Below are 22421 nucleotides of genomic sequence, written 5' to 3' on the forward strand. Positions count from 1 at the left end.
AGTATTAAACTCTGTGTTCTCTGTGCCTCTGCGGTTTAAAAGTAATTATTTAACCACAGAGACACTAAGACACAAAGAGAATTTTTCGAGTTAGCTTTTAGCTAGCGATCGCGATCGCAATCTTTCCCGCTGCACGCCCAGTTTCGCTATAAGTGTGAGCCGCAGCGAGTTCTTGTAAAGGAAAGGTGCGGTCAATTACAGTGCGGATTTTGCCAGCCTCTATCAAATCTTTGAGGTAATTCAAGTCTTGAGAGTTGGGTTTCTCAAACACGAATTTCGCTTTTTGGCCGGGAAGAAAAGATGTTAAAACACTCTCCACTACAACTTTTGGCGAAGGTAGGGTTGTGATGTATATTCCGTTGGGTTTGAGGACTTTTTTCGTGTCCAAGAGCGATCGCAACCCTACCGCATCAAAGATAATATCGTACTGTGCTGTATCTTTGGCAAAGTCTTGTTGTTTATAGTCGATAACGCGGTCTGCTCCCAAAGATTTTACCAAATCTAAGTTTTTAGTACTGCTAACACCAGTCACCTCTGCACCTATAGCCTTGGCAATTTGTACCGCAAATATGCCTACACCCCCGGAAGCACCATTAATTAATACAGCTTGTCCTGGTTGAATATTACCCAAGTCACGCAAAGCTTGCAAAGCCGTGAGGGCGGCTAAGGGTACAGTTGCTGCTTCTTGATAACTCAAGTTATTTGGTTTGAGGGCTAGTAAGTTTTCTGGGATGGCTGCAAATTCCGCATAAGCACCTCCTGGGAAGTTAGTGCTTCCATAAACAGCATCTCCTACTTTAAAACGCGTTACACCAGAACCAACTTCTACCACTTCTCCCACCACATCAAACCCTAAAATTTTGGGGAATTGGTAGCCTGTGAGCAAGCCTAACATTCCTTTGCGGGTTTTCCAATCAATGGGATTAACACTACTAGCGTGAATTTTGACAAGTAACTGGTCAGGCTTGATTTTTGGTTGCTCTACTTCTTCATACTGCAACACTTCAGCGGGGCCATACCGACGGATAACGACTGCTTTCATAGCATTCCTCCTAGTACCCTGTTTGACTCACACAATTGAGAAAGCCTGTTATTGCTTATGCCTTTAGTTTAGCGGTTAGATTGAATTTATATGAATTTCAAATTACACCTCTATGCTAGCTAGAGACATCTATCACAACAATGTCAAAAATGCTTTGATCAAAGACAAATGGAAAATAACTCACGATCTGCTGACTCTCAAGTTTGGTAAAAAGGACTTATATATTGATCTAGGTGCTAGTCAATTGTTGGCAGCCGAGAAAGCAGAATCTAAAATTGCTGTTGAGATTAAAAGTTTTACTGGTAGATCAGATGTTGATGATTTAGAAAAAGCTTTGGGACAGTACATCTTGTATCAGGATATATTAACTGAGTTAGAGCCGGAGCGAGTGTTATATTTGGCAATAGCTAACAGTATATTTGAGGATTTGTTTGAGGAACCCATCGGTAAATTATTGCTTAAAAATCACCGTTTAAAACTGATTACGTTTGAGCCAAAACAGGAGGTAATTAAACAATGGATCACACCAAATTAGATTACTATCGCCAAGTAATTGAGTCTGTCCTCACTGAATATGCTACGCTACCTTATTCCTACGCGGATATTAAATCAGAGGTAGTGTTTGATCGTACCCACGTTGGCGCAGCCTCTCCGAAGGAGACTCGCTATTTGTGGATCGATCTCGGTTGGGATGGCGATCGCCGCATTCATGGCTGTCTAGTTCATATTGACTTGATTGATGGCAAAATCTGGATTCAACGCGATGGCACTGAAGAAGGCATTGCTGCCGATTTAGAACGGGCTGGAATCCCTAAAGAACACATTGTACTTGGGTTTCGTCCACCAGAGTTAAGACCGTATACAGGCTATGCAGTCTGTTGATTGGCGTACTGACTTGTCGCCAGACATCCCATGTTTTTGATAAAAAAAGTTAAATTATTTGAAATAAATCGCATTAAGCTGTCTATTTTTTTGAGCCTGTAAGACTTATCAGCTAAGGCTTAGAGACATAATTGCACATCTTTCTCAAAGCAAAAATTAAAAAAATATAAACCGCATTTTTAACTCAAAAAAAATGATATGTTGGATACAGAATTGAATTTCGCACGTATCTGGAGTAGTACGACTTAATCTACTCCAGTTTTTCCCCTTAAACCCCAGAATTTTGTTTGATTTATCGGGGTTTAAGGAGGTTTTGAGTACATGTTTGAGTGAACAAAAACAAGTTAAAACTAAGCTCAAATCCTTGCAGGGATAGCTTTTTGGCTGAGTACAAAGAAAACCTGAACCCCTGTCCATAAATACTCGCACCCCCGCCATAAAATACTAGAACCCTTACCCGAAAAAAATTTTTTAATTCTTTCTAAATATTGGAAAGATTAGGGTTTCAGGATTTGAGTACAAGCTTAATAAATCCAATAAATTCTATCCAGATAGACGCGCCGTCTAGCCTGTGGATGGCTGCTATAAATCATATATCGCCAATCACTTAACGGTTCTACACAAAAACGAAACGAAAAGTGAGTGGAGGGATGAGATAGCACCATGCCTCTATGAATGGAAGTCGCGGCTGTACCCACAAATTCTACCCAAGAACCAAGCGTTGACACACACCAGCCGAACTCAAGGATTTTATCACCTGCCCTCCTACACGCGTTAACACTACCGCCACAGGGATGGCAGGGTGGGTACAACAAGCGGCTTCAATTCCTGGGCATAGGGAAGTAGCAACGGCATCTCCCACAGTGGCAGCCTGTCCACCGATTCCTTGCGAAATTCAATGACACTACCGGCTACAGGACTCCTTAATTTTAATCAGGAACCAACAGGAAACCAAGCAAAATCGGGTGGTTGCGGATGCGACAGCAAAAGCAGCGCCACCGTGGAAATGGATGAAAAGCTCAAAGAGCGCATTGCCAAACATCCCTGCTACAGCGAAGACGCACATCACCACTACGCGAGAATGCACGTTGCAGTTGCACCAGCTTGTAACATTCAATGCAACTATTGCAACCGCAAATATGACTGCGCCAACGAAAGCCGTCCGGGAGTAGTTAGCGAATTACTCACACCAGAAGAAGCAGCACACAAAGCTTTGGTGATTGCTGGTAAAATTCCCCAAATGACAGTAGTGGGAATTGCGGGGCCTGGCGATCCTTTGGCGAACCCAGAAAAGACATTCCGCACCTTTGAATTGATTGCAGACAAAGCACCAGATATCAAGCTTTGTTTATCAACCAACGGTTTAATGCTCACCGAACACATCGATCGCATTAAACAATTAAACATCGATCACGTTACAATCACCTTTAACACCATCGACCCAGAAATCGGCGCACAGATTTATTCTTGGGTTCACTACAAGCGCAAACGTTACAGAGGCATTGAAGGTGCTAAAATTCTCCTAGAAAAGCAAATCGAAGGTTTGCAAGCTCTTAGAGAAGCTGACATCCTGTGCAAAGTCAACTCCGTGATGATTCCGGGAATTAACGACCAGCATTTAATCGAAGTGAATAAATTCATTCGTGAAAATGGCGCATTCCTGCATAACATCATGCCGCTGATTTCTGCACCAGAACATGGTACACACTTCGGCTTAACCGGTCAGCGCGGCCCTACACCCAAAGAAGTCAAAGAAGTACAAGATAACTGTGCCGGCAACATGAAAATGATGCGTCACTGTCGCCAGTGCCGAGCCGATGCCGTAGGATTATTGGGAGAAGACCGCAGCCAAGAATTTACCAAAGATAAATTCTTGGAAATGACACCAGAATATGACGTTGAACAACGCGCCACCGTTCATGAAGGTATTGAGAAATTTAAAGAAGAACTAAAAGTAGCCAAAGAAAAAGTACAAACTGGCAAAAAATCTACCAACAATCCCAAAATTTTAGTTGCAGTAGCAACTAAAGGTAGTGGATTAGTTAACCAACACTTCGGTCATGCGAAAGAATTCCAGATTTATGAAGTGGATGGTGTAGAAGTTCGCTTTATCGGTCATCGCAAGATTGATCAATATTGTCAAGGTGGATACGGTGAAGAAGCCACTTCTGACCATATTATAAAAGCGATCGCTGATTGCAAAGCAGTTTTAGTTTCCAAGATTGGCAACTGTCCAAAAGAAAAATTGCATGAAGCGGGCATACAGACTGTTGAAGCTTACGACGTAATTGAAAAGGTTGCCTTGGAATTTTACGAGCAATGGAATAGAGATTAGGGACTGGGGGCTAGGGACTGGGGATTAGGGACTGGAAATTTTAGATTTTAGATTTTGGATTTTAGATTCTATTTCAATCCAAAATCGCAAATCCAAAATCCAAAATTGAATTGCCCAATACCCAGTACTCAATACCCAATCCCCAATACCCAGTACCCAATCCCCAGTACCCAAAAAGGAGAAGAATTCATGGCTTACAATATCACTAGCCAATGTATTTCCTGCAATCTCTGTCTGTCTGTATGTCCCACAGGTGCAGTTAAGGTAGTTGACGGTCAACACTGGATTGACCCAGAACTTTGCACAAACTGTATTGGTAGTGTTTATAGCGTACCTCAATGTAAAGCTGGTTGTCCCACCTGTGATGGTTGCGTGAAGCAGCCCGGCGATTATTGGGAAGGCTGGTTTGCCAAATATAATCACGTATTAGCGAAATTAACTAACAAACAAGATTATTGGGAACGTTGGTTTAACTGTTATTCTCAGAAGTTTTCTGAACAGTTGCAAAAGCGCCAACAGCAAGTATTAGAAGCATAAAGAAGGTTAAAGACTGAAGAATTAAAGATATAGCCGTGGTTATATGTGTTAGGACACTGCTGATTGCTCAAAGCTTTGAACTAACTGGATTTTTACTCAGCAACGCCACATGCTCCACTTGGGGAGCCACTGCGTTGGGCGGCTTTGCCGACTTGAAGCACGTGGCGTGAGACCCCAAGACCGCAGTGGCTCCTCAGCACTCAGCACTCAGCACTTTGCTATAAAACAAAGACTTCAGTTCACACTGCACATTTCATCCTTCACTATTGAAATTAGAATCTATGCAAAAGAATTGCATCTATCTCGACAATAATGCTACTACGAAGGTAGACCCACAAGTTTTAGAGGCGATGTTGCCTTACTTGACCGATTATTACGGCAATCCCTCTAGTATGCATACTTTTGGTGGGCAACTTGCCAAAGGTGTGAAAACAGCCAGAGAACAAGTTGCAGCTTTACTCGGATCTGATGAATCAGAAATTGTCTTCACTAGTTGTGGAACTGAAGGTGATAACGCCGCAATTCGCGCCGCATTGTTAGCGCAACCAGATAAGCGACATATCATCACCACCCAAGTAGAACATCCTGCGGTGCTGAATGTCTGCAAACAGTTGGAAACCCAAGGATATAATGTTACTTATCTTTCGGTGAATCGTCAGGGGCAATTAGATTTAAATGAATTAGAAGCCTCGCTTACAGGAAACACCGCGTTGGTGACAATTATGTACGCCAACAACGAAACAGGCACAGTTTTCCCCATTGAACAAATTGGGTTACGAGTTAAAGAACATGGTGCTTTGTTCCATGTAGATGCAGTGCAAGCAGTGGGTAAAATTCCCTTGAATATGAAGACCAGCACCATAGACATGTTAACTATGTCTGGTCACAAAATTCACGCACCCAAAGGTATTGGGGCTTTATACGTGCGACGCGGTGTGAGGTTCCGTCCCTTCTTAATTGGCGGACACCAAGAACGCGGTCGTCGTGCGGGAACGGAAAATGTACCCGGAATTATCGGTTTAGGCAAAGCAGCAGAATTAGAACTGCTACACTTGGAAGAGGCGACCAAGAGAGAAAGAAAATTGCGCGATCGCCTCGAACAAACTTTACTTGCAACTATCCCCAATTGTGAAGTTAACGGCGATCCGACGCAGAGATTGCCCAACACCACCAACATCGGCTTCAAGTATATCGAAGGTGAAGCGATTCTGCTTTCCTTAAATAAACACGGTATCTGTGCATCGTCTGGTTCTGCTTGTACATCTGGTTCACTGGAACCTTCCCACGTATTGCGGGCAATGGGTTTACCATACACCACTTTACACGGTTCCATTCGCTTCAGCCTTTGTCGCTACACCACAGAAGCCGAAATCGACCAAGTTATAGAAGTAATGCCCGGTATTGTAGAACGTTTACGCGCTCTTTCACCCTTTCAAAATGATGATGCAGGTTGGCTGCAAGAACAGTCATTAGTCAATAGTCATTAGTCATTGGTCAGTGGTCATTTGTCATTAGTCATTAGTTTGCGACAACTGACAACTGACAACTGACAACTAACAACTGACAACTAACAACTAACAACTGACAACGGACAAAATTCATGTGGGACTACACAGATAAAGTATTAGAACTGTTTTACGAGCCAAAGAATCAGGGAGCTATCGAAGAAACCAACGAATCTGGGGTAAAAATTGCCATGGGAGAAGTAGGTAGCATTGCTTGCGGTGATGCTCTGAGATTGCACTTGAAAGTGGAAGTCGCATCTGATAAAATTCTAGATGCTCGTTTTCAAACCTTTGGTTGCACTAGTGCGATCGCTTCTTCTAGTGCCTTGACTGAAATGATCAAAGGTTTAACTCTAGATGAAGCTTTGAAAGTCTCCAATAAAGACATTGCTAACTATCTCGGCGGTTTGCCAGAAGCGAAGATGCATTGCTCAGTCATGGGGCAAGAAGCGCTAGAAGCCGCTATCTATAATTATCGAGGCATTCCCCTCGCCGCCCATGATGACGATGATGAAGGTGCATTAGTTTGCAGTTGCTTTGGCATTAGCGAGTCGAAGATTCGGCGCGTGATTATCGAAAATAACCTCACTGATGCTGAACAGGTAACAAATTATGTGAAAGCTGGCGGCGGATGCGGTTCCTGTCTGGCAAACATTGATGATATTATTAAATCTGTAAGGGAACAAGCAACTGCACCTGCTCTAAACAAAGATTATAACGTAAAAGTTGCTACAGATATAGCTAATTCTAAGCAAAGACCGCTGACCAACGTCCAAAGAATTGCTCTAATTCAAAAAGTACTCGATGAAGAAGTTCGACCCGTGCTGATTGCCGACGGGGGAGACGTGGAACTGTATGATGTAGATGGCGATCGCGTGAAAGTGTTACTTCAAGGTGCTTGCGGTTCTTGCTCCAGCAGCACTGCAACTTTGAAGATTGCGATCGAAGCCAGATTACAGGATCGCGTCAGTAAGAACTTGATTGTCGAAGCGGTTGAGCCATAGCGCAAAGTTTTACTCACAGCACAAATACACCTTAATGTGCAACAGCCAGAAACAGAAAGTAGGATTTGACCGATACAATGTCTTCTCATCAATGCTTAATTCCTACTGACAACGAACAGCTAAAGCACATAGGCGAAAGTACACAACGCCTAAGCGCGAATTTCATCCAACTCGCTTCAAAGGAATCAGGATATGAGCGCAACACTATACGACAAAATTGGCGGAAAGGCAACTGTTGAGAAAGTAGTTGAGGATTTGCACAAACGCATCTTAGCAGACGGTAGCGTTAGTCCATTTTTCGCTAAGACAGATTTGGCAAAGCAACGCGGTCATTTTATCGCTTTCTTAACTCAGTTGCTAGAAGGGCCAAAGGAATACGCAGGTCGTCCAATGGACAAAACCCACGCAGGTATGAGCGTACAGCCCCAACACTTCGAGGCAGTTACAAAACACCTGAGTGACGCAATGGCTACAAATGGAGTAGCAGCTGATGATATCAACGCTGCAATAGCTCGCGTCTCCAATGTGAAAGGCGCTATTGTCAACAAGTAATTAGGTAACGCGCCTACATCTTGCATTTTCGTAAAAAGCGTCATTAGTCCTTTGTCCTTTGTGAATACTTTTGACCAGTGACTAATGACAACCCCCACGAGTTTATCTGCTACATGGAACAGTTCAGGACTTAAGCATTGATTGTAGACAGTACCAATTTGCAGAAAGTTAAATGTGGCTTTCTTAATTACGAATTACCCTTCGGGTTCGGAAGTTCGGACTCGACGGGAACCGCCAAGACTCCGACTTCCTCACGAATTACGAATTACGAATTGGTATCAAGTCCTGCCTTCTTGTTTCCAGCTTCCCGAAATTATGGCGTATTTGTAAAGTGTGTAATTCCTTTGTCATTTGTGGTGTATCAAACAAATGACAAAGGTTAAATAAAAATTTATCTCCGAATAATTATGACACAAATGCTCACCGAATTTGTTGTGGAGCGATCGCCACCAGCGACGTTCTACATGCGCTCACTGCTGTAGCTCAACAGGCGTGAGAGACGAACAGACCCACCAAACCAACCAACCAACCAATTGCAGGAAAACAAGAACCATGACTGACGAAAACATTAGACAGATAGCTTTCTACGGTAAAGGTGGTATCGGTAAATCTACCACCTCCCAAAACACCCTGGCAGCTATGGCAGAAATGGGTCAGCGCATCATGATTGTGGGTTGCGACCCCAAAGCTGACTCCACCCGTTTGATGCTGCACTCCAAAGCTCAAACCACAGTTCTTCATCTTGCTGCTGAACGCGGTGCAGTAGAAGACTTGGAACTCGAAGAAGTAATGTTAACCGGTTTCCGTGGTGTGAAGTGCGTGGAGTCTGGTGGCCCAGAACCTGGTGTAGGTTGCGCCGGTCGTGGTATTATCACCGCCATCAACTTCTTGGAAGAAGCTGGTGCTTACCAAGACTTAGACTTCGTATCTTACGACGTATTGGGTGACGTTGTGTGCGGTGGTTTCGCTATGCCTATCCGTGAAGGTAAAGCACAAGAAATCTACATCGTTACCTCTGGTGAAATGATGGCGATGTACGCTGCTAACAACATCGCTCGTGGTATTCTTAAGTATGCTCACTCCGGTGGTGTACGTTTAGGTGGTTTGATTTGTAACAGCCGTAAAGTTGACCGGGAAATCGAATTGATCGAAACTTTGGCTGAACGTTTGAACACCCAAATGATTCACTTCGTACCCCGCGACAACATCGTTCAACACGCTGAATTGCGCCGGATGACTGTTAACGAGTACGCACCTGATAGCGATCAAGGTAACGAATACCGCGCACTAGCTAAGAAGATCATCAACAACGACAAGCTCACAATCCCCACACCAATCGAAATGGACGAGCTAGAAGCGTTGTTGGTTGAATTCGGTATCCTTGATGACGATACCAAGCACGCAGACATCATCGGTAAAACTGCTGCTGAAGCACCTGTTAAGTAAGCTTTAATGTAGGAAAAGGAAAAGGAAACAATTGCATATACCTTTTACCTTCTTTCTACCGACTACCTGTATCCCCAACGGGGACTACGAGTCCCCAACCCCAAAGGGGATGATGGGCTATCACTTAGCCCTCCCCTTCCCTACCCCGTTCCTTAGGAGCTAGAGAGGCAAAAATGACTCCTCCAGAAAACCAGAACATCATCGAAGAAAGAAAAGAACTAATTAAGGAAGTTTTAAGCGCTTATCCCGAAAAAGCTGCTAAAAAACGGGAAAAGCACCTAAACGTATACGAAGAAGGTAAGAGTGATTGCGGCGTTAAGTCGAATATTAAATCTCTTCCTGGTGTAATGACCGCTCGTGGTTGTGCTTATGCAGGTTCCAAAGGTGTGGTTTGGGGCCCAATTAAGGACATGATCCACATCAGCCACGGCCCTGTAGGTTGCGGTTACTGGTCTTGGTCTGGTCGTCGTAACTACTACATTGGTACCACAGGTGTTGATACCTTCGGTACAATGCACTTCACCTCTGACTTCCAAGAACGGGACATCGTTTTTGGTGGTGACAAGAAACTCACCAAGCTAATCCAAGAATTGGAAGTACTCTTCCCCCTTAACCGTGGTGTATCTATTCAATCTGAATGTCCCATCGGTCTAATTGGGGATGACATCGAAGCTGTTGCTCGGAACACATCGAAACAAATTGGTAAGCCTGTTGTACCTGTACGTTGCGAAGGTTTCCGTGGTGTTTCTCAGTCCTTGGGTCACCACATCGCTAACGACATGGTGCGCGACTGGGTGTTCACCAGAGCCGACAAAGAAAAGAAAGAAGGTAAGTTACAATTCGAGTCTACTCCTTACGACGTAGCAATCATCGGTGACTACAACATCGGTGGTGACGCTTGGGCTAGCCGGATTCTGTTAGAAGAACTGGGCTTGCGCGTAGTTGCTCAGTGGTCTGGTGATGGTACAATCAACGAAATGTTGATGACACCGAACGTGAAGATGAACTTAATTCACTGCTACCGTTCGATGAACTACATCAGCCGTCACATGGAAGAAGCTTACGGTATACCCTGGTTAGAATACAACTTCTTCGGCCCCACCAAGATTGCTGAATCCTTACGCGAAATTGCTTCTAAGTTTGACTCCAAGATCCAAGAAAACGCTGAGAAACTGATTGCTAAGTATCAGCCTACAATGGATGCGATCGTTGCTAAGTATCGCCCCCGTTTGGAAGGTAAGACCGTCGCTATGATGGTTGGTGGTCTGCGTCCTCGTCACGTTGTTCCAGCTTTCCAAGATTTGGGTATGAAGATGATTGGTACTGGTTATGAGTTTGCTCATAACGACGACTACAAACGTACCACTCACTACATCGAAAATGGTACTATCGTTTACGACGACGTTACCGCTTACGAATTCGAGGAGTTTGTTAAGGCACTCAAGCCTGACTTGATTGCTTCTGGTGTGAAAGAGAAGTATGTCTTCCAAAAGATGGGTCTTCCTTTCCGTCAAATGCACTCTTGGGATTACTCCGAACCTAGCGATCGCTCTTCAAAGTCAAGTAATGCAAGGTTTTTTCGCTGGTGAATGAAAAATATTCTATTTTTAGCCTAAATGCAAGTTGCAGGGTGATCTAGGAAAAATCTGTTTTGATGCTTTAGATAATATAACTCTTATTCTGCCTGGTTTTGAGTTTTGAAAAGCATTTTGCCCAAAGAAAAGCTGTAAAACAAAAGACTATTTTTAGTGGCGATTTTTTAGATTAAATGGGGAGCGATCGCTTTTACTTGAAAATTATGACAATGAGAGATAGAACGTGTAATTAGCAAAAGCAACAATATTCATCTCAAGTAAATCAGCACTAATATTTTAATCTATGTTAAGAAATTTCAAGTAGGGTGCGTTGTCGCGCAGCGCAACGCACCGCCAACAATTAAAGGTGCGTTAGCCTACGACATAACACACCCTACTAATTCCAATAATCTTCTGGTAAGGTTTTTAAGATTATTTCTTGATATTGTTGAACACCTTCCCAATAATCATTTGTAAAATTTTCTGCGTTAAATGTTCTTTTACTAGATGAAATAAGGGCGAATAAGCTTGGGTTGTAGTGAGGATCTAAACCTTTATGACAAGTATGACAAAGAGTAATAAGATTTTCGTCCTGTGTTAATCCTCCCATTCCCCAAGGACGAATATGGTGAACATGCAATTCTACATCAACATAATCAGCAGGCCGTCGTCCACAAATTCGGCATCGAGAGCCATCTCTTTGAATAACTTGCATACGTAACTTTGGTGTAGGTGCGCGATTAAATGCACTCTTCGGTATAGACTCAACATGCACGAAACCACCATCACTAGACTGAACCACAGGAGACGGTTCAATCATTTCTGGTATTGCTGATTCAGCAACACTTTTTTCCACTAGTCCGTTTCCACCACATAATAGAAAGATACTCATATCCTCAAGGCTATTAACTACTATATAGCCTTGTCCGATCTGTAGCCACAGACTTGCCATTATATCTGCTCGTATGAGCGAAGCTGCACGAAGCTCAATACGCTGATCTAAATCAGCCCATCCAACCCAGTGAGAGTAACATGATCTTTTCAAGTTACCATCTGAATCTGCAAGGATAGTAATAGCATAGTATGGAGATTCAGGATTAGGCTGACCGTTGTAAACTTCAGCAATGCGTTCCTCTAATGTTTTCATAAATATATAATGTAGCTGTTTATTTTTTAGCATAAATGCCTAAAAAATATTCAGCAACGCCCAATAATTATGTCCTTTCAAATCTGCACGCTCAAGATATTTGAGCTTGAGCCAGTAAGGTGCGTTGTCGCGCAGCGCGACGCACCACATCAATTATGGGCATCCTAAAAACAAATGTCATCTCCTCATGTCCATGTCCAACTACCGCAGACTCAATATTTCTGGTGCTACTTATTTCATCACTCAAGTTACCTACCAACGACAACCCTGGCTTTGCTCTGATATCGGACGTACTGCTGTTCGTGCTGCGCTTGGACATGTGCGAAAAAATTACCCTTTTTCCATTGATGCATTTGTTCTTTTGCCTGATCACTTTCATGCTTTATGGACTCTGCCTGCGGGAGATAATAATCTATCAATACGAATGCTTTTGATCAAACGCTTTGTGACTAAATACTATGGCAATCAGCTAGGGCTTGATGTCGAAATCTCCCGTTCACGAGAAAAGCGAAAAGAAGGTAATTTATGGCAACGCCGCTTTTGGGAGCATTTAATTAGAGATGAAGTAGATTTTGCGAATCATTGTGACTACATTCACTATAATCCTGTACGGCATAAACTTTGTGAATTTCCTCAACAATGGGCATTTTCAAGTTTGCATCGTTTTATGGAGCAGAATGTTTATCCGTTAGATTGGGGTTACAGTGGTAAGGTTCAAATTGTTTCTGATGTTTGGGATGTTTGAGATGGCGGTGCGTTGCGCTTCGCGACAACGCACCCTACTATGATGATTGCGTGATGAGAAGATGCGATCGCCCCAAGCAAAAATATTACAAGTTGTTTTGAAACAATTCTAGAACATGTTGCCAAGCATCAGGAGCGGCTTCTGGGTTGTAACCTGGGTGCTGTACCATGAATGGGTATTTGTCTACAAAGAATCCTGCAAAGAAACCGTGTCCTGCATCGTATCTAAATACACGATGCTTGATTTGATGTTTCTTGAGTTCTGCTTCTATTTGCTCAGTTTCCTCTTGAGAAATCAATGTATCTTTTGTACCAAAAAACGTGTAAATAGTACCTTTAATTTCATCTGTACGATTAACGGTCGGTGTTTCTTCTCCATAACTAGAAGTGGTAATTCCACCACCGTAAAATGAAGCTGTGGCTTTGATATTGCTTAACGTTGCAGCTATGTAAGCAACATGACCACCAAAACAAAAACCAATAGCACCAATGGCATCTTCTTTGACATTGAGTAAAGTTTTTAAGTAGGCGATCGCAGCTTGAATATCGCTGATTATTTCTTGATATTTTACTTGTTGATAATATTGTAATCCAAGCTGCAATGCTTCTGGACTAAACCCAATATGTTCTTCGCTAAAGTCAGCCGCAAAACCGGGTGCAATACGTTGATACATAGCAGGTGCTATTGCTACATATCCTTGTTTAGCTATTAATTCGGTGATATCTCTAATATTACTGTTAACACCAAAAATTTCTTGAAAAACTATAATAGCGCCAAACTTTCCTGGGTTAGCTGGTTGAGCTAAGTAAGCATCAATTTCTAAGCCGTTGTTAGGTATTTTGACTTTTGTAGTCTTAATTTCGATGTTTGTTGTTTGTGCCATCTTTGTTTTGAGCGAGTTTATACCAACTCGTCTATTTTGACTTTTTTCGGCACATATGGGTGATATCAAATAAAGTTAAGCAAATTCATTGATTCGTTTATCCATGCAATAAATGTATTAAAAGTCAAGCGATCGCATTAATCACGTAGGCTATCATGCATACTACATAAATAATGCGATCGCCCTCAGCAAAACTATACTTCAACGATATCTGCCTTTGTACTGTTAATAAAGGCAAGAACTTCTTGTTTCTCTTGTTCTGGAACCTGGAACGCCTCAAGGGTTGCGTTGAGATGACCGATGAATGCATCCCAATCAGTTGTACTGATTCGCATTCCTTGGTGGGAAGTGAACATATCTCGACCAGTGTAATAAAGAGAACCGCCAGATTTTGCACAGAGAAAATCAATTAACAGCTGTCTCTCTCGACGCAGACCATCATTTCCTCTATGTTGCCAGAAACGACCTAATTGTGGGTCAGACGCAAGACGGGGGAGAAGATTATCAGCCACGGCTGCGATCGCATCATAACCTCCAAGTCTTGCATACAATGTAGTTGATTCGTCAGCCATAAAGCCTCCTGGCAGCAGTAGTATAGGATGACTTAGTTTTTACACAAACTACAGTAAAATTCCAAATTTATTTACCAGCATATTTACTTGTAAATTTGTGTTAGCAGCCGTGAAGTTTAGCTTGCAGGAAATATTGGGAATATTTGAGAGATATGACTTTTACAAGCAAAGTTTACACAGGCTACAGAAAAGTTGCGATCGCACTTTCAATTTTGGCAAAAAAATAACAGCGTGCGATCGCTGCTTGTTTAATGGAAATTGTTGATCACTGACAGTCAACAGTCATCTGTCATCAGTCAACTTATTTAGAAAATCACTCCGCAACCTTCAATTTTTGGTTTACCACAGAACGTGCTTTCTTTCGACCGGACTTACGCGTTCCACCAGCCATTTCATACTCATCACTATTTTTGCCATAGCGAGATGCAACACATAACAACATCTGTTCAGAATAGCTATTTATTGTACGTTCTGCATCGACTAATGCATTCTGTGTCTTCTCTACTATTGTTCGTGCTTGATTATAGACGGCTAGCTTCTCTCGTAACTCAACAATCTTAGTGTTGTAACTAGCGATTGAAAAGCCATTACCAAAGTCTAAATCAGAGTTAATTGTCTGTATTCCTTCAATTCGTCGTTCAGCTTTGGTGAGTGCTGTGGAATTTCGTTTCCGTTGCGCCATAAACTGTTCCTTTTTGGATTCATTAAAATAAAGAACTCTAAGAGTATTTCACACTGAGTTCGTTAGATATCATCAGAATACGCAGTCAGCCAATGCACCAGCCTGAGTAAAGCTACAGAACCTATAAAGCATTAGGAAAATAGGATGAATACGGGTATATTTGCTGAAATTTGTTGACAAAAATTAGTTTACGAGTCGCAAAAATTGGTTTACGAATCACAAAAATTAGTTTACGAGTCGCAAAAATTGGTTTACGAGTCGCAAAAATTAGTTTACGAGTCACAAAAATTAGTTTACGAGTCGCAAAAATTGGTTTACGAGTCGCAAAAGTTAGTTTACGAGTCGCAAAAGTTAGTTTACGAGTCGCAGAAATTAGTTTACGAGTCAAAAAACAGTAGGGTGCGTTGTCGCGCAGCGCAACGCACCACTAAACACGACAAAAGCTTTCCCATCATTAGTAGAATATTTCACGCTACGCCATATTGCGTGTATTGACGCAGGTTAGATGGCTGTAATCCCAAAACAATATCCTGTTTTGGTACTCTCATCTCAGTCAACTCTTCAGCTATTTGGATATCCGTCATATTACGCTGAATCCATATTTTTTCAGCTTTAATATCGAGATGCATCACACAATTATAAATTTGGTCATATCCATCCCAACCAATTTCTAGAATCTGGTAATGATCTCGCACCGTATCGAATATCAATTGAATTTCGACATCTTCCTCTGAAGGTTTATAACTGCCATACTTGGTTAGTAAGTTTTGAATATATTCACGGTATTGGTCTAGTTTTGCCATTGCACAATCACCTCAACCTTTGGATCGTAAACTATCAACTTAACTTGATATTCTTGTACTAAAGTTCGGGCAAAGTCTCGGCTAAAAGGATACTATTAGTTTCGCTAACCCATTAGATAATCTTGAATCTCTTTGATAAATTTCCAGGGATATTCATTGTCATTAACTTCGAGCCTGGGAAGCATTGACAACGCTTTTGTAATCCATACCCGTTTATCTGTTGTGTAAGCAAGCCCTGCATGTGTGAGCATTGACTCTAACTCACCACATGGATTGATAAATAGCCCTTTTTCCGAACAGGTTTTCCATAATTCGTCAAAACTAAATTGTAATTCTGCTGGCAAGGCTGCCCGCCCTTTCTCCTTGAAATCGTTCCAGTTTTTGGTCGAGGCTGCAATTTCTCTAGCTCGACGTTCAATTTGGCTCAGTAATTTCTCTTTTTCAAATTTAGCTTCGCCATCAGAACCAAAAGCTTTACCTTGTATCTCATTAAGAGAGGCTAATAGTGTTTTCATTTGCTCTTTAACTTTCTCTAATCTCTCATCACAAGGAAGTTCTTTAGCTGCTTTTGCAATTTCTTCACGAATAGTCAGCATTGGAGTGATGCTTTCTTCACTAAAGTCTAAAGCTTCTAGCTGCTTTTTAAATTCTGCCGAGTCATTCAACACATCAAAATCAACAATTCCTACACAGCGTACTCCCATATTCCGATACAATGTGGTAATCCGTGGAACAGTTTGCTTATTATCTGCATTAACGAAATATAAATCGATGTCATTTTTCCGCTTGTTAGAGGCAGTTTGGTAAAACCGCCCATCACTATCTGCTTCTACTACAACTACGCCGGAGTAAAAGAGTCCGTCGAGAACACGAGATGAACTCAATAGAGGATCGTTTACTAATTCTTGTAAGCGATTTGGGTCAAGTGTATTGAAATAATTTATTTTATCTCTACGGTCAATCCGAATAATAGTGAGATCAGTTGTCTTGCTTAAAAGACCGCGCAGTAAGTCAGCGCTGTGCGTGGCTAAAATTATCTGGCGTTCGCTGTTTGCTTGTTGTGCAATAAACTCACCTATCCGAAAAGCTTGAGGCGGATGAAGAAAAGCCTCTGGTTCATCGATTAGAAATACATTTCGTTTAGTCGCCAGCAATGCAGTGGTAATTCCCACAAAACTTCTGATTCCATCCCCTTGATCATCCAATTTGTCATACTGCTGCATCGGCTGTCTAGCATCTCTTGGATCTGAAGGAATTAAACTAAAATCATCTCCAACTCGAAAAAGTAATCTTTGAGGTACAGTGAAATCCAGCTTAATTTCTTTGCCAAAGGCACGCTTAACTAACTTTTGTATTTCATTCTCTAGAGAAGTTCCTGCATTATACATAGTTTGCAGCAGATTGGCTTCTTGTCTTTCATGCTCTGCACTAGCAGCCTCTTTCACCAATTTAAGACGGTGTTCTGTGGTGATGAATGCAACCATAGCAAGACCAAAATGCTCGGCAAACAAAGATTTCTTAGATAAAAAATGATAAATTACCTCATCTTCTTCAGTCCAGAAGTTTGCAATGGCTTGGCGTTCCCGGGAAAGCTCAGGAGCTAGTGTACGAAACACCCAGTTATTATATTCGTCTTGGTGGCGTTCTAAACTATAGGCTTCGCGTAGCTCTTGTAGATTCTGTGGGGTTGTCCAGTCAACATCGTTAACAACAACATTAGGTAGAGGTGTACTTATTGTGGTTTTCTGAGCAATGTCCTTTAAAATACGGCTTTTTCCAGCATTGTTCGGCCCAATGATAACGGTAAGGTTTCCTGGTTTAACTTCTTCTCCATTGTTGAATACGATCCGGGTCAGTTTGTAGATATACATTAACAGATACCTTTGAATTCTCTGATTAAATTGTTCAAGCTCTTTTTTGTCCAGTGCCTCTACTGGTTTAAAATTTGGTTTAGGAATTAAATTGCCATATTTTCATTAAAAATTAGCAAAAATCTTAGCATATCATAAATGATTAGCATTTTTTACTACAGTAAACTAGCTAGTAGGTGTGTTGCGCCACAAAGCACTGCATCAATCATGGCTGTCTTAAAAACAAACAGGATTTTTCAAAACCATGCCCAATTGCAGCAATTACCCCAGAAATGGATTTTTTTCAGTATTCATCGTTTTATTCAGCAAAAGATTTACCCGTTAGATTGGGGTGGCAATGGTAAAGTTTAACTTTTGTCAAATATTTAGGACGTTTGAAACAGTGGTGCGTTGCGCTTTGCGACAACGCACCCTACATTGGGAATGCGATCGCGCTTCATAAGACAAATGATTGGATTTTGTATAAATCAGTGTTTTACTCATGCTTTAACTTACTTACACGGTATCGATAATTAGCATAATGCGTTGCTTTTTTATATGGCAAGGAGCCATAGAAGTCTGACATTATCGCACCAATGGAAGAAGGAACGACGGAGTTATTTCTCAGTATTTTTATATTTGTTTTTTGTCTATTACAAAAATTAATGAATTTTGCGATCGCTACAAAATCAATTCTACCTTCCCCTGGTTTTGCAATCACACTGCAATGTATTTCAAGGAAGACTAAGTTTTTTATTCCAGAACAATGGAATATTAATAAAGATCCTTCAATACACAGATATGCTTCTTTATCTTTATAAGAGGTTTTTTCTTGAATGAAATCTGCAAAGTAATCTAAAGCTTCAGTCATATTAACTGAGCTTACAGTACACAACCTATATTTTGGAATGTTTTCTTCCATAGTAGTAGATTCCAGAAGTAGGGTGCGTTGAACCAATTTCACTGATATAACGCTTGACCAATGCGCTACTGTCTATAAAGTAGATTGCCATCTAACGGCGTTCCTCAATAATAGTTTCAGAAACAGGTTTTCCTTCAACATGAATTAGTCGTCGCTCGTTGATTGGTTCATAAGCATGATGCTTAATCTGCTTCACTAAGCCAGAATCGATTAAAGATTGGTGAAATGATGCTTGTTTGGCACTTTCTTCTTTATCAGCAAGATACCTTTGAATTGTCTGATTAAGTTGCTGAAGTTCTTTTATGTCTAGTGTCTCTAGTTGTTTAAGTATTTGATTAAGGGTTTCTAGTGTCATTTTTTCATTGATAATTAGTGAATAAATTAGCACAACAATCATATTCTAGCTAATTACAGAGCAAATTCAACTATGCTTATAAACTAACTCCATCTTCAATTTGTCAATCTCCAATTTCAACCTTTCATTTTCCATTTTCAACTTAGCATTTTCCTCCCTAATCAGTTCAACTTCATCCTTCTTACTCAAAGCCTGATTAATCGCCAATTTTCGCATATCAAGCGAAAACCAACGCTGATAGGTTTGCGTGTGAACTTGGACACTATGCCCCAAATTATCCGCTGCTGCTTTAATTGGGATTCCCAGAATATGCGCTCGAATTGCCCAAGCGTGACGTAAATCATAGGGCTTAAAATCTAAGCCAATTTTACGAAACCACCAACTAACGCGTTGTGTCAAAGCTGTGATTTCTGCATGATTGCTATTATCTTTTTTACTAATTGCCGTTGCCAACATCTCTAAATATTTAGGATTTCTTAAATCAAACTCCAAAATCCATTGTTTATATAACGGTAATGCTTGCCTTTCCCCAGTTTTACAATCTTTATGAACTTTCCATGTTAAATCTATATTCTCTTTACTCAACCACCATTCAACATCAGGATTAATAAATAATTCTCGTGGGCGTAAACCAAAAACTGCTAACATGCTATAGGCCCATCGCCAAAGCTGCCAGCTATCTCTAACATTTTCATTGACTTGATTACCTCTGTTAATCTGGTAATTTTCAAACCTGCTAAATCCTGCAAATATTTCTACATCGGTTGGGATATTCCGAGTATTATTCTCAGGCATTTTGGAATATAGAGATAAATCAACTTCAATATTGAATGCCTGGCAAAATGCAGCGATCGCTCTGGCTGCATTATATCTAGACCATTCCTTATCAATTTTTTCAATTGAATTTATTAAGTTTTCAGAACTCGCTAACTCTTGAGGATTAGTAAAACGCTTGGTTCTGGAAAAATAATAAAAAAAGGTATGTTCACTTTTTGTGGTGCGTTGATGAGTTTTGAAATACTCATCTTCAAATTTTTCCAGTAATTCACCTATAGTTTTAAAGCTTTTTTTAATTGTTTCATTGCCTAAATATTTATCATTCCACTCAAAGGTTTTACGAGCAATTAATTTACCTAATTCATAAGCTTCTTCTTCAGCAGTTTTTAATCCATCTAAGTTAGCGGGAATATTTAAACTGAGATTGTATTGCTTTCTCCCAGTTCCGTTTTTGTCCTTGTCTCCTGGTTTAATTGGTAAGGTAGCACGTAATTGCAGACTTCCATTCGATTCTCTAATTGTAACTTTTGTCTTTGCAGACTTCAAACGCAGATTTACCTTTTCTAATTCCAGGGGTACCTTTGTTTTCATATCCTCTCTTTGCTGGAGTGATTGCAGACTTGAGCCTAAATAGTTACTAATTCGTAATTCGTAATTAAGAGCCATAATTACGAATTACGAATTATCAATTACGAATTATTTTGCTGTGTATTTAGCCTAGATTTAGCCTCAAAATAAATGTGCTATCGATGAACAATGTTTAGGATTAACACTGCTTACTGCAAACATTCAGCTGTTTAGAAAAATCAAAGCATCAAAAGGATTACTCCGGCCCTTATCACGGTTATGACGGCTTCGCCATCTTTGCTCGTGACATGGATTTAGCACTCAACAGCCCAACTTGGGGATTAATTGGCGCTCCCTGGAGCAAGAAAGAAGCTAAAGCTAAAGCTAAAGCTTCCGTCTAGAAAAACGGGAAAGTAGGGATAGCCTGGGGTTTTAGCCCCAGGAGGAGGCGGGAATTCAAAATTTAAAATTCAAAATTCAAGATTTAGTTTTGATTTTGCATTTTGAGTTTTGAAGTACATTCCTACTCCCTACCCTCCACTTACCATCCCCCAATTCTTCGATTAGTAACGACTTCAGTAAGCTTGGAGATCCAGAAATGCCTCAGAATCCAGACAAGATTCAAGACCACGTAGAGTTATTCCACCAGCCGGAATATCAACAATTATTCGAGAACAAAAAGCAGTTTGAAAACGGTCACGACCCCGAAGAAGTAAAACGGGTTGCAGAATGGACTAAGAGCTGGGATTATCGTGAAAAGAACTTCGCTCGTGAAGCGTTGACCGTTAACCCTGCTAAAGGTTGCCAACCTTTAGGTGCAATCTTCGCTGCTGTGGGTTTTGAAGGCACTTTACCCTTTGTACAAGGTTCTCAAGGTTGCGTGGCTTACTTCCGTACCCACTTAACCCGCCACTACAAAGAACCATTCTCTGGTGTGTCTTCTTCCATGACTGAAGACGCAGCGGTGTTCGGTGGTCTGCAAAACATGATTGACGGTTTGGCAAACTCCTACCAACTGTACAAGCCCAAGATGATTGCTGTCTGCACCACCTGTATGGCAGAGGTAATTGGTGATGACTTGCAAGCCTTCATCAACAACGCTAAGCAAGCTGGTTCAGTTCCTCAAGATTTCCCAGTACCTTTTGCTCATACTCCTAGCTTTGTTGGTTCCCACATCACTGGCTATGACAACATGATGAAGGGTATTCTTTCTAACCTAACCGCAGGTAAGAAGAAAGCAACCAGCAACGGCAAAATCAACTTTGTACCAGGTTTTGACACCTATGTAGGTAACAACCGCGAAATCAAGCGGATTGCTTCTTTGTTCGGCTTTGACTACACCATTTTGGCTGACAACAGCGACTACTTGGATTCACCCAACACAGGTGAGTTCGATATGTACCCAGGTGGAACCAAGCTGGAAGATGCAGCTGATTCCATTAATGCTAAAGCTACAGTCTTTCTACAATCACACTCCACAGTCAAAACCCGCGAGTACATCGCCAAAGAATGGAAGCAAGAAGTTGCAGTTGCTCGTCCTTGGGGTATCAAGGCTACTGATGAGTTCTTGATGAAACTCAGCGAACTGTCTGGTAAGCCAATTCCTGAAGAATTGGAAATCGAACGCGGTCGTGCAGTTGACGCGATGACTGACTCCCATGCTTGGGTTCACGGCAAGCGCTTCGCTATCTACGGCGAACCAGACTTAGTGTACAGTGTAGTCGGCTTCATGCTGGAATTAGGTGCTGAACCTGTACATATCCTAGTTCACAACTCTAACGAAGAATTTGAAAAAGAACTCAAAGAGTTGTTAAATTCTAGTCCTTTTGGCAAGAGTGCAACCATCTGGGGTGGTAAAGACCTATGGCATATGCGTTCATTGTTGTTCACCGAACCCGTAGACTTGTTAATTGGTAATTCCTACGGTAAGTACCTGTGGCGCGATACCAAGATTCCCCTCGTGAGAATCGGTTATCCCATCATGGATCGTCACCACTACCACCGCTATAGCACCATCGGTTACCAAGGCGTGATCAACTTACTCAACTGGATTGTTAACACAATCTTTGAAGAAATCGATCGCAACACCAACATTCCTTCTAAGACAGATATTTCCTACGACTTGATTCGTTAGAAATTGCATTCACCCGCAGCGTGCTAAACAACGGTAAGTAAGGGGATTAAAAAGGGGAAAGGGAAAAGGTGAAAGGGGAAAGGAATCCCTTTCCCCTTTGCCCCTTA

24 protein-coding genes and 1 pseudogene are annotated in these 22421 nt (G+C 41.4%); 14 read left to right on the top strand and 11 right to left on the bottom strand.

All coding sequences use genetic code 11. The features are described from left to right. Window positions 1–97: 97 nt before the first annotated feature. Window positions 98–1042 (bottom strand): NAD(P)-dependent alcohol dehydrogenase, encoded by a 945-nt coding sequence (locus I8748_RS10820; RefSeq protein ID WP_198124587.1) that lies wholly within the window; start codon window positions 1040–1042, stop codon window positions 98–100. Between the two features lie 112 nt (window positions 1043–1154). Here I8748_RS10820 and I8748_RS10825 point away from each other — a divergent pair, with 112 nt between their 5' ends. Further along, window positions 1155–1577: a XisH family protein gene (locus I8748_RS10825; RefSeq protein ID WP_198124588.1), complete on the top strand. Its 423-nt coding sequence runs from the start codon at window positions 1155–1157 to the stop codon at window positions 1575–1577. Continuing rightward, complete coding sequence (locus I8748_RS10830; protein ID WP_198124589.1) at window positions 1559–1924, top strand: XisI protein; 366 nt, start codon at window positions 1559–1561, stop codon at window positions 1922–1924. The genes I8748_RS10825 and I8748_RS10830 overlap by 19 nt, the downstream gene beginning before the upstream one ends. A gap of 524 nt (window positions 1925–2448) precedes the next feature. Here the strand turns inward: I8748_RS10830 and I8748_RS34570 are convergent. Next, window positions 2449–2652 carry a hypothetical protein gene (locus I8748_RS34570; RefSeq protein WP_214662509.1) on the bottom strand — a complete coding sequence of 68 codons (204 nt, stop codon included), beginning with the start codon at window positions 2650–2652 and terminating at the stop codon, window positions 2449–2451. Window positions 2653–2822: 170 nt separating this feature from the next. On the opposite strand from I8748_RS34570, the gene nifB reads away from it, so the two are divergent. From nifB to nifD, 7 genes are all read left to right on the top strand, one after another. Next, window positions 2823–4259, top strand: a complete 1437-nt coding sequence (gene nifB, locus I8748_RS10835) for a nitrogenase cofactor biosynthesis protein NifB (RefSeq protein ID WP_198124590.1) — start codon at window positions 2823–2825, stop codon at window positions 4257–4259. A 189-nt stretch (window positions 4260–4448) separates the two neighbouring features. Continuing rightward, window positions 4449–4796: a DUF362 domain-containing protein gene (locus tag I8748_RS10840; protein WP_198124591.1), complete on the top strand. Its 348-nt coding sequence runs from the start codon at window positions 4449–4451 to the stop codon at window positions 4794–4796. A gap of 281 nt (window positions 4797–5077) precedes the next feature. Then, window positions 5078–6283: a cysteine desulfurase NifS gene (gene nifS, locus I8748_RS10845; protein ID WP_198124592.1), complete on the top strand. Its 1206-nt coding sequence runs from the start codon at window positions 5078–5080 to the stop codon at window positions 6281–6283. A gap of 113 nt (window positions 6284–6396) precedes the next feature. Next, complete coding sequence (nifU, locus tag I8748_RS10850) at window positions 6397–7305, top strand: Fe-S cluster assembly protein NifU (RefSeq protein WP_198124593.1); 909 nt, start codon at window positions 6397–6399, stop codon at window positions 7303–7305. A 192-nt stretch (window positions 7306–7497) separates the two neighbouring features. After that, on the top strand, window positions 7498–7857 hold the full coding sequence (locus I8748_RS10855; protein ID WP_096557504.1) for a group I truncated hemoglobin: 360 nt from the start codon (window positions 7498–7500) through the stop codon (window positions 7855–7857). Window positions 7858–8409: 552 nt separating this feature from the next. Further along, window positions 8410–9303: a nitrogenase iron protein gene (gene nifH, locus I8748_RS10860; RefSeq protein ID WP_198124594.1), complete on the top strand. Its 894-nt coding sequence runs from the start codon at window positions 8410–8412 to the stop codon at window positions 9301–9303. Between the two features lie 173 nt (window positions 9304–9476). Further along, window positions 9477–10892, top strand: coding sequence for a nitrogenase molybdenum-iron protein alpha chain (gene nifD, locus I8748_RS10865; RefSeq protein WP_198124595.1), 1416 nt, complete (start codon window positions 9477–9479; stop codon window positions 10890–10892). A 382-nt stretch (window positions 10893–11274) separates the two neighbouring features. Here nifD and I8748_RS35020 read toward each other — a convergent pair whose 3' ends face one another. Then, window positions 11275–12024 (bottom strand): HNH endonuclease, encoded by a 750-nt coding sequence (locus tag I8748_RS35020; protein WP_225896378.1) that lies wholly within the window; start codon window positions 12022–12024, stop codon window positions 11275–11277. A 193-nt stretch (window positions 12025–12217) separates the two neighbouring features. On the opposite strand from I8748_RS35020, the gene I8748_RS10875 reads away from it, so the two are divergent. After that, a complete protein-coding gene (locus I8748_RS10875; RefSeq protein WP_198124648.1) occupies window positions 12218–12769 on the top strand; it encodes an REP-associated tyrosine transposase in 552 nt (183 codons plus the stop codon). A gap of 85 nt (window positions 12770–12854) precedes the next feature. Here the strand turns inward: I8748_RS10875 and I8748_RS10880 are convergent, their stop codons facing one another. The 3 genes from I8748_RS10880 to I8748_RS10890 form a co-directional block, all read right to left on the bottom strand. After that, a complete protein-coding gene (locus I8748_RS10880) occupies window positions 12855–13652 on the bottom strand; it encodes a dienelactone hydrolase family protein (protein ID WP_198124596.1) in 798 nt (265 codons plus the stop codon). Window positions 13653–13846: 194 nt separating this feature from the next. Beyond that, the gene (locus I8748_RS10885; RefSeq protein ID WP_198124597.1) at window positions 13847–14224 is read right to left on the bottom strand and encodes a group I truncated hemoglobin; all 378 of its coding nucleotides are present in this window, start codon (window positions 14222–14224) and stop codon (window positions 13847–13849) included. Window positions 14225–14537: 313 nt separating this feature from the next. Continuing rightward, window positions 14538–14906: a hypothetical protein gene (locus tag I8748_RS10890; RefSeq protein WP_198124598.1), complete on the bottom strand. Its 369-nt coding sequence runs from the start codon at window positions 14904–14906 to the stop codon at window positions 14538–14540. A 173-nt stretch (window positions 14907–15079) separates the two neighbouring features. On the opposite strand from I8748_RS10890, the gene I8748_RS10895 reads away from it, so the two are divergent. Continuing rightward, window positions 15080–15304, top strand: coding sequence for a hypothetical protein (locus tag I8748_RS10895; RefSeq protein WP_198124599.1), 225 nt, complete (start codon window positions 15080–15082; stop codon window positions 15302–15304). Between the two features lie 69 nt (window positions 15305–15373). Here I8748_RS10895 and I8748_RS10900 read toward each other — a convergent pair whose 3' ends face one another. Both I8748_RS10900 and I8748_RS10905 read right to left on the bottom strand, forming a co-directional pair. Continuing rightward, on the bottom strand, window positions 15374–15709 hold the full coding sequence (locus I8748_RS10900) for a XisI protein (RefSeq protein ID WP_198124600.1): 336 nt from the start codon (window positions 15707–15709) through the stop codon (window positions 15374–15376). A 104-nt stretch (window positions 15710–15813) separates the two neighbouring features. Beyond that, window positions 15814–17580 (bottom strand): ATP-dependent nuclease, encoded by a 1767-nt coding sequence (locus tag I8748_RS10905; protein ID WP_198124601.1) that lies wholly within the window; start codon window positions 17578–17580, stop codon window positions 15814–15816. Window positions 17581–17787: 207 nt separating this feature from the next. Here I8748_RS10905 and I8748_RS10910 point away from each other — a divergent pair, with 207 nt between their 5' ends. Beyond that, a complete protein-coding gene (locus tag I8748_RS10910) occupies window positions 17788–17931 on the top strand; it encodes a hypothetical protein (RefSeq protein ID WP_214662510.1) in 144 nt (47 codons plus the stop codon). Between the two features lie 124 nt (window positions 17932–18055). On the opposite strand, the gene I8748_RS10915 is transcribed toward I8748_RS10910, so the two are convergent. The 3 genes from I8748_RS10915 to I8748_RS10925 all read right to left on the bottom strand — a co-directional run bounded on the left by I8748_RS10915 (window position 18056) and on the right by I8748_RS10925 (window position 20279). Further along, the gene (locus I8748_RS10915) at window positions 18056–18481 is read right to left on the bottom strand and encodes a hypothetical protein (RefSeq protein WP_198124602.1); all 426 of its coding nucleotides are present in this window, start codon (window positions 18479–18481) and stop codon (window positions 18056–18058) included. A 91-nt stretch (window positions 18482–18572) separates the two neighbouring features. Continuing rightward, window positions 18573–18836 (bottom strand): hypothetical protein, encoded by a 264-nt coding sequence (locus tag I8748_RS10920; RefSeq protein ID WP_198124603.1) that lies wholly within the window; start codon window positions 18834–18836, stop codon window positions 18573–18575. Window positions 18837–18902: 66 nt separating this feature from the next. Beyond that, entirely contained in the window at window positions 18903–20279 is a 1377-nt protein-coding gene (locus I8748_RS10925; protein WP_404800298.1) for a site-specific integrase, read from the bottom strand. 146 nt (window positions 20280–20425) lie between these two features. Here I8748_RS10925 and I8748_RS35025 point away from each other — a divergent pair. Both I8748_RS35025 and nifK read left to right on the top strand, forming a co-directional pair. Next, a pseudogene (locus tag I8748_RS35025) lies at window positions 20426–20581 on the top strand (nitrogenase molybdenum-iron protein alpha chain); the annotation flags it as partial. A 197-nt stretch (window positions 20582–20778) separates the two neighbouring features. Then, window positions 20779–22314, top strand: coding sequence for a nitrogenase molybdenum-iron protein subunit beta (gene nifK / locus I8748_RS10930; RefSeq protein WP_198124605.1), 1536 nt, complete (start codon window positions 20779–20781; stop codon window positions 22312–22314). Window positions 22315–22421: the final 107 nt, after the last annotated feature.

Source organism: Amazonocrinis nigriterrae CENA67, from assembly GCF_016056305.1.
Lineage (GTDB): Bacteria > Cyanobacteriota > Cyanobacteriia > Cyanobacteriales > Nostocaceae > Amazonocrinis > Amazonocrinis nigriterrae.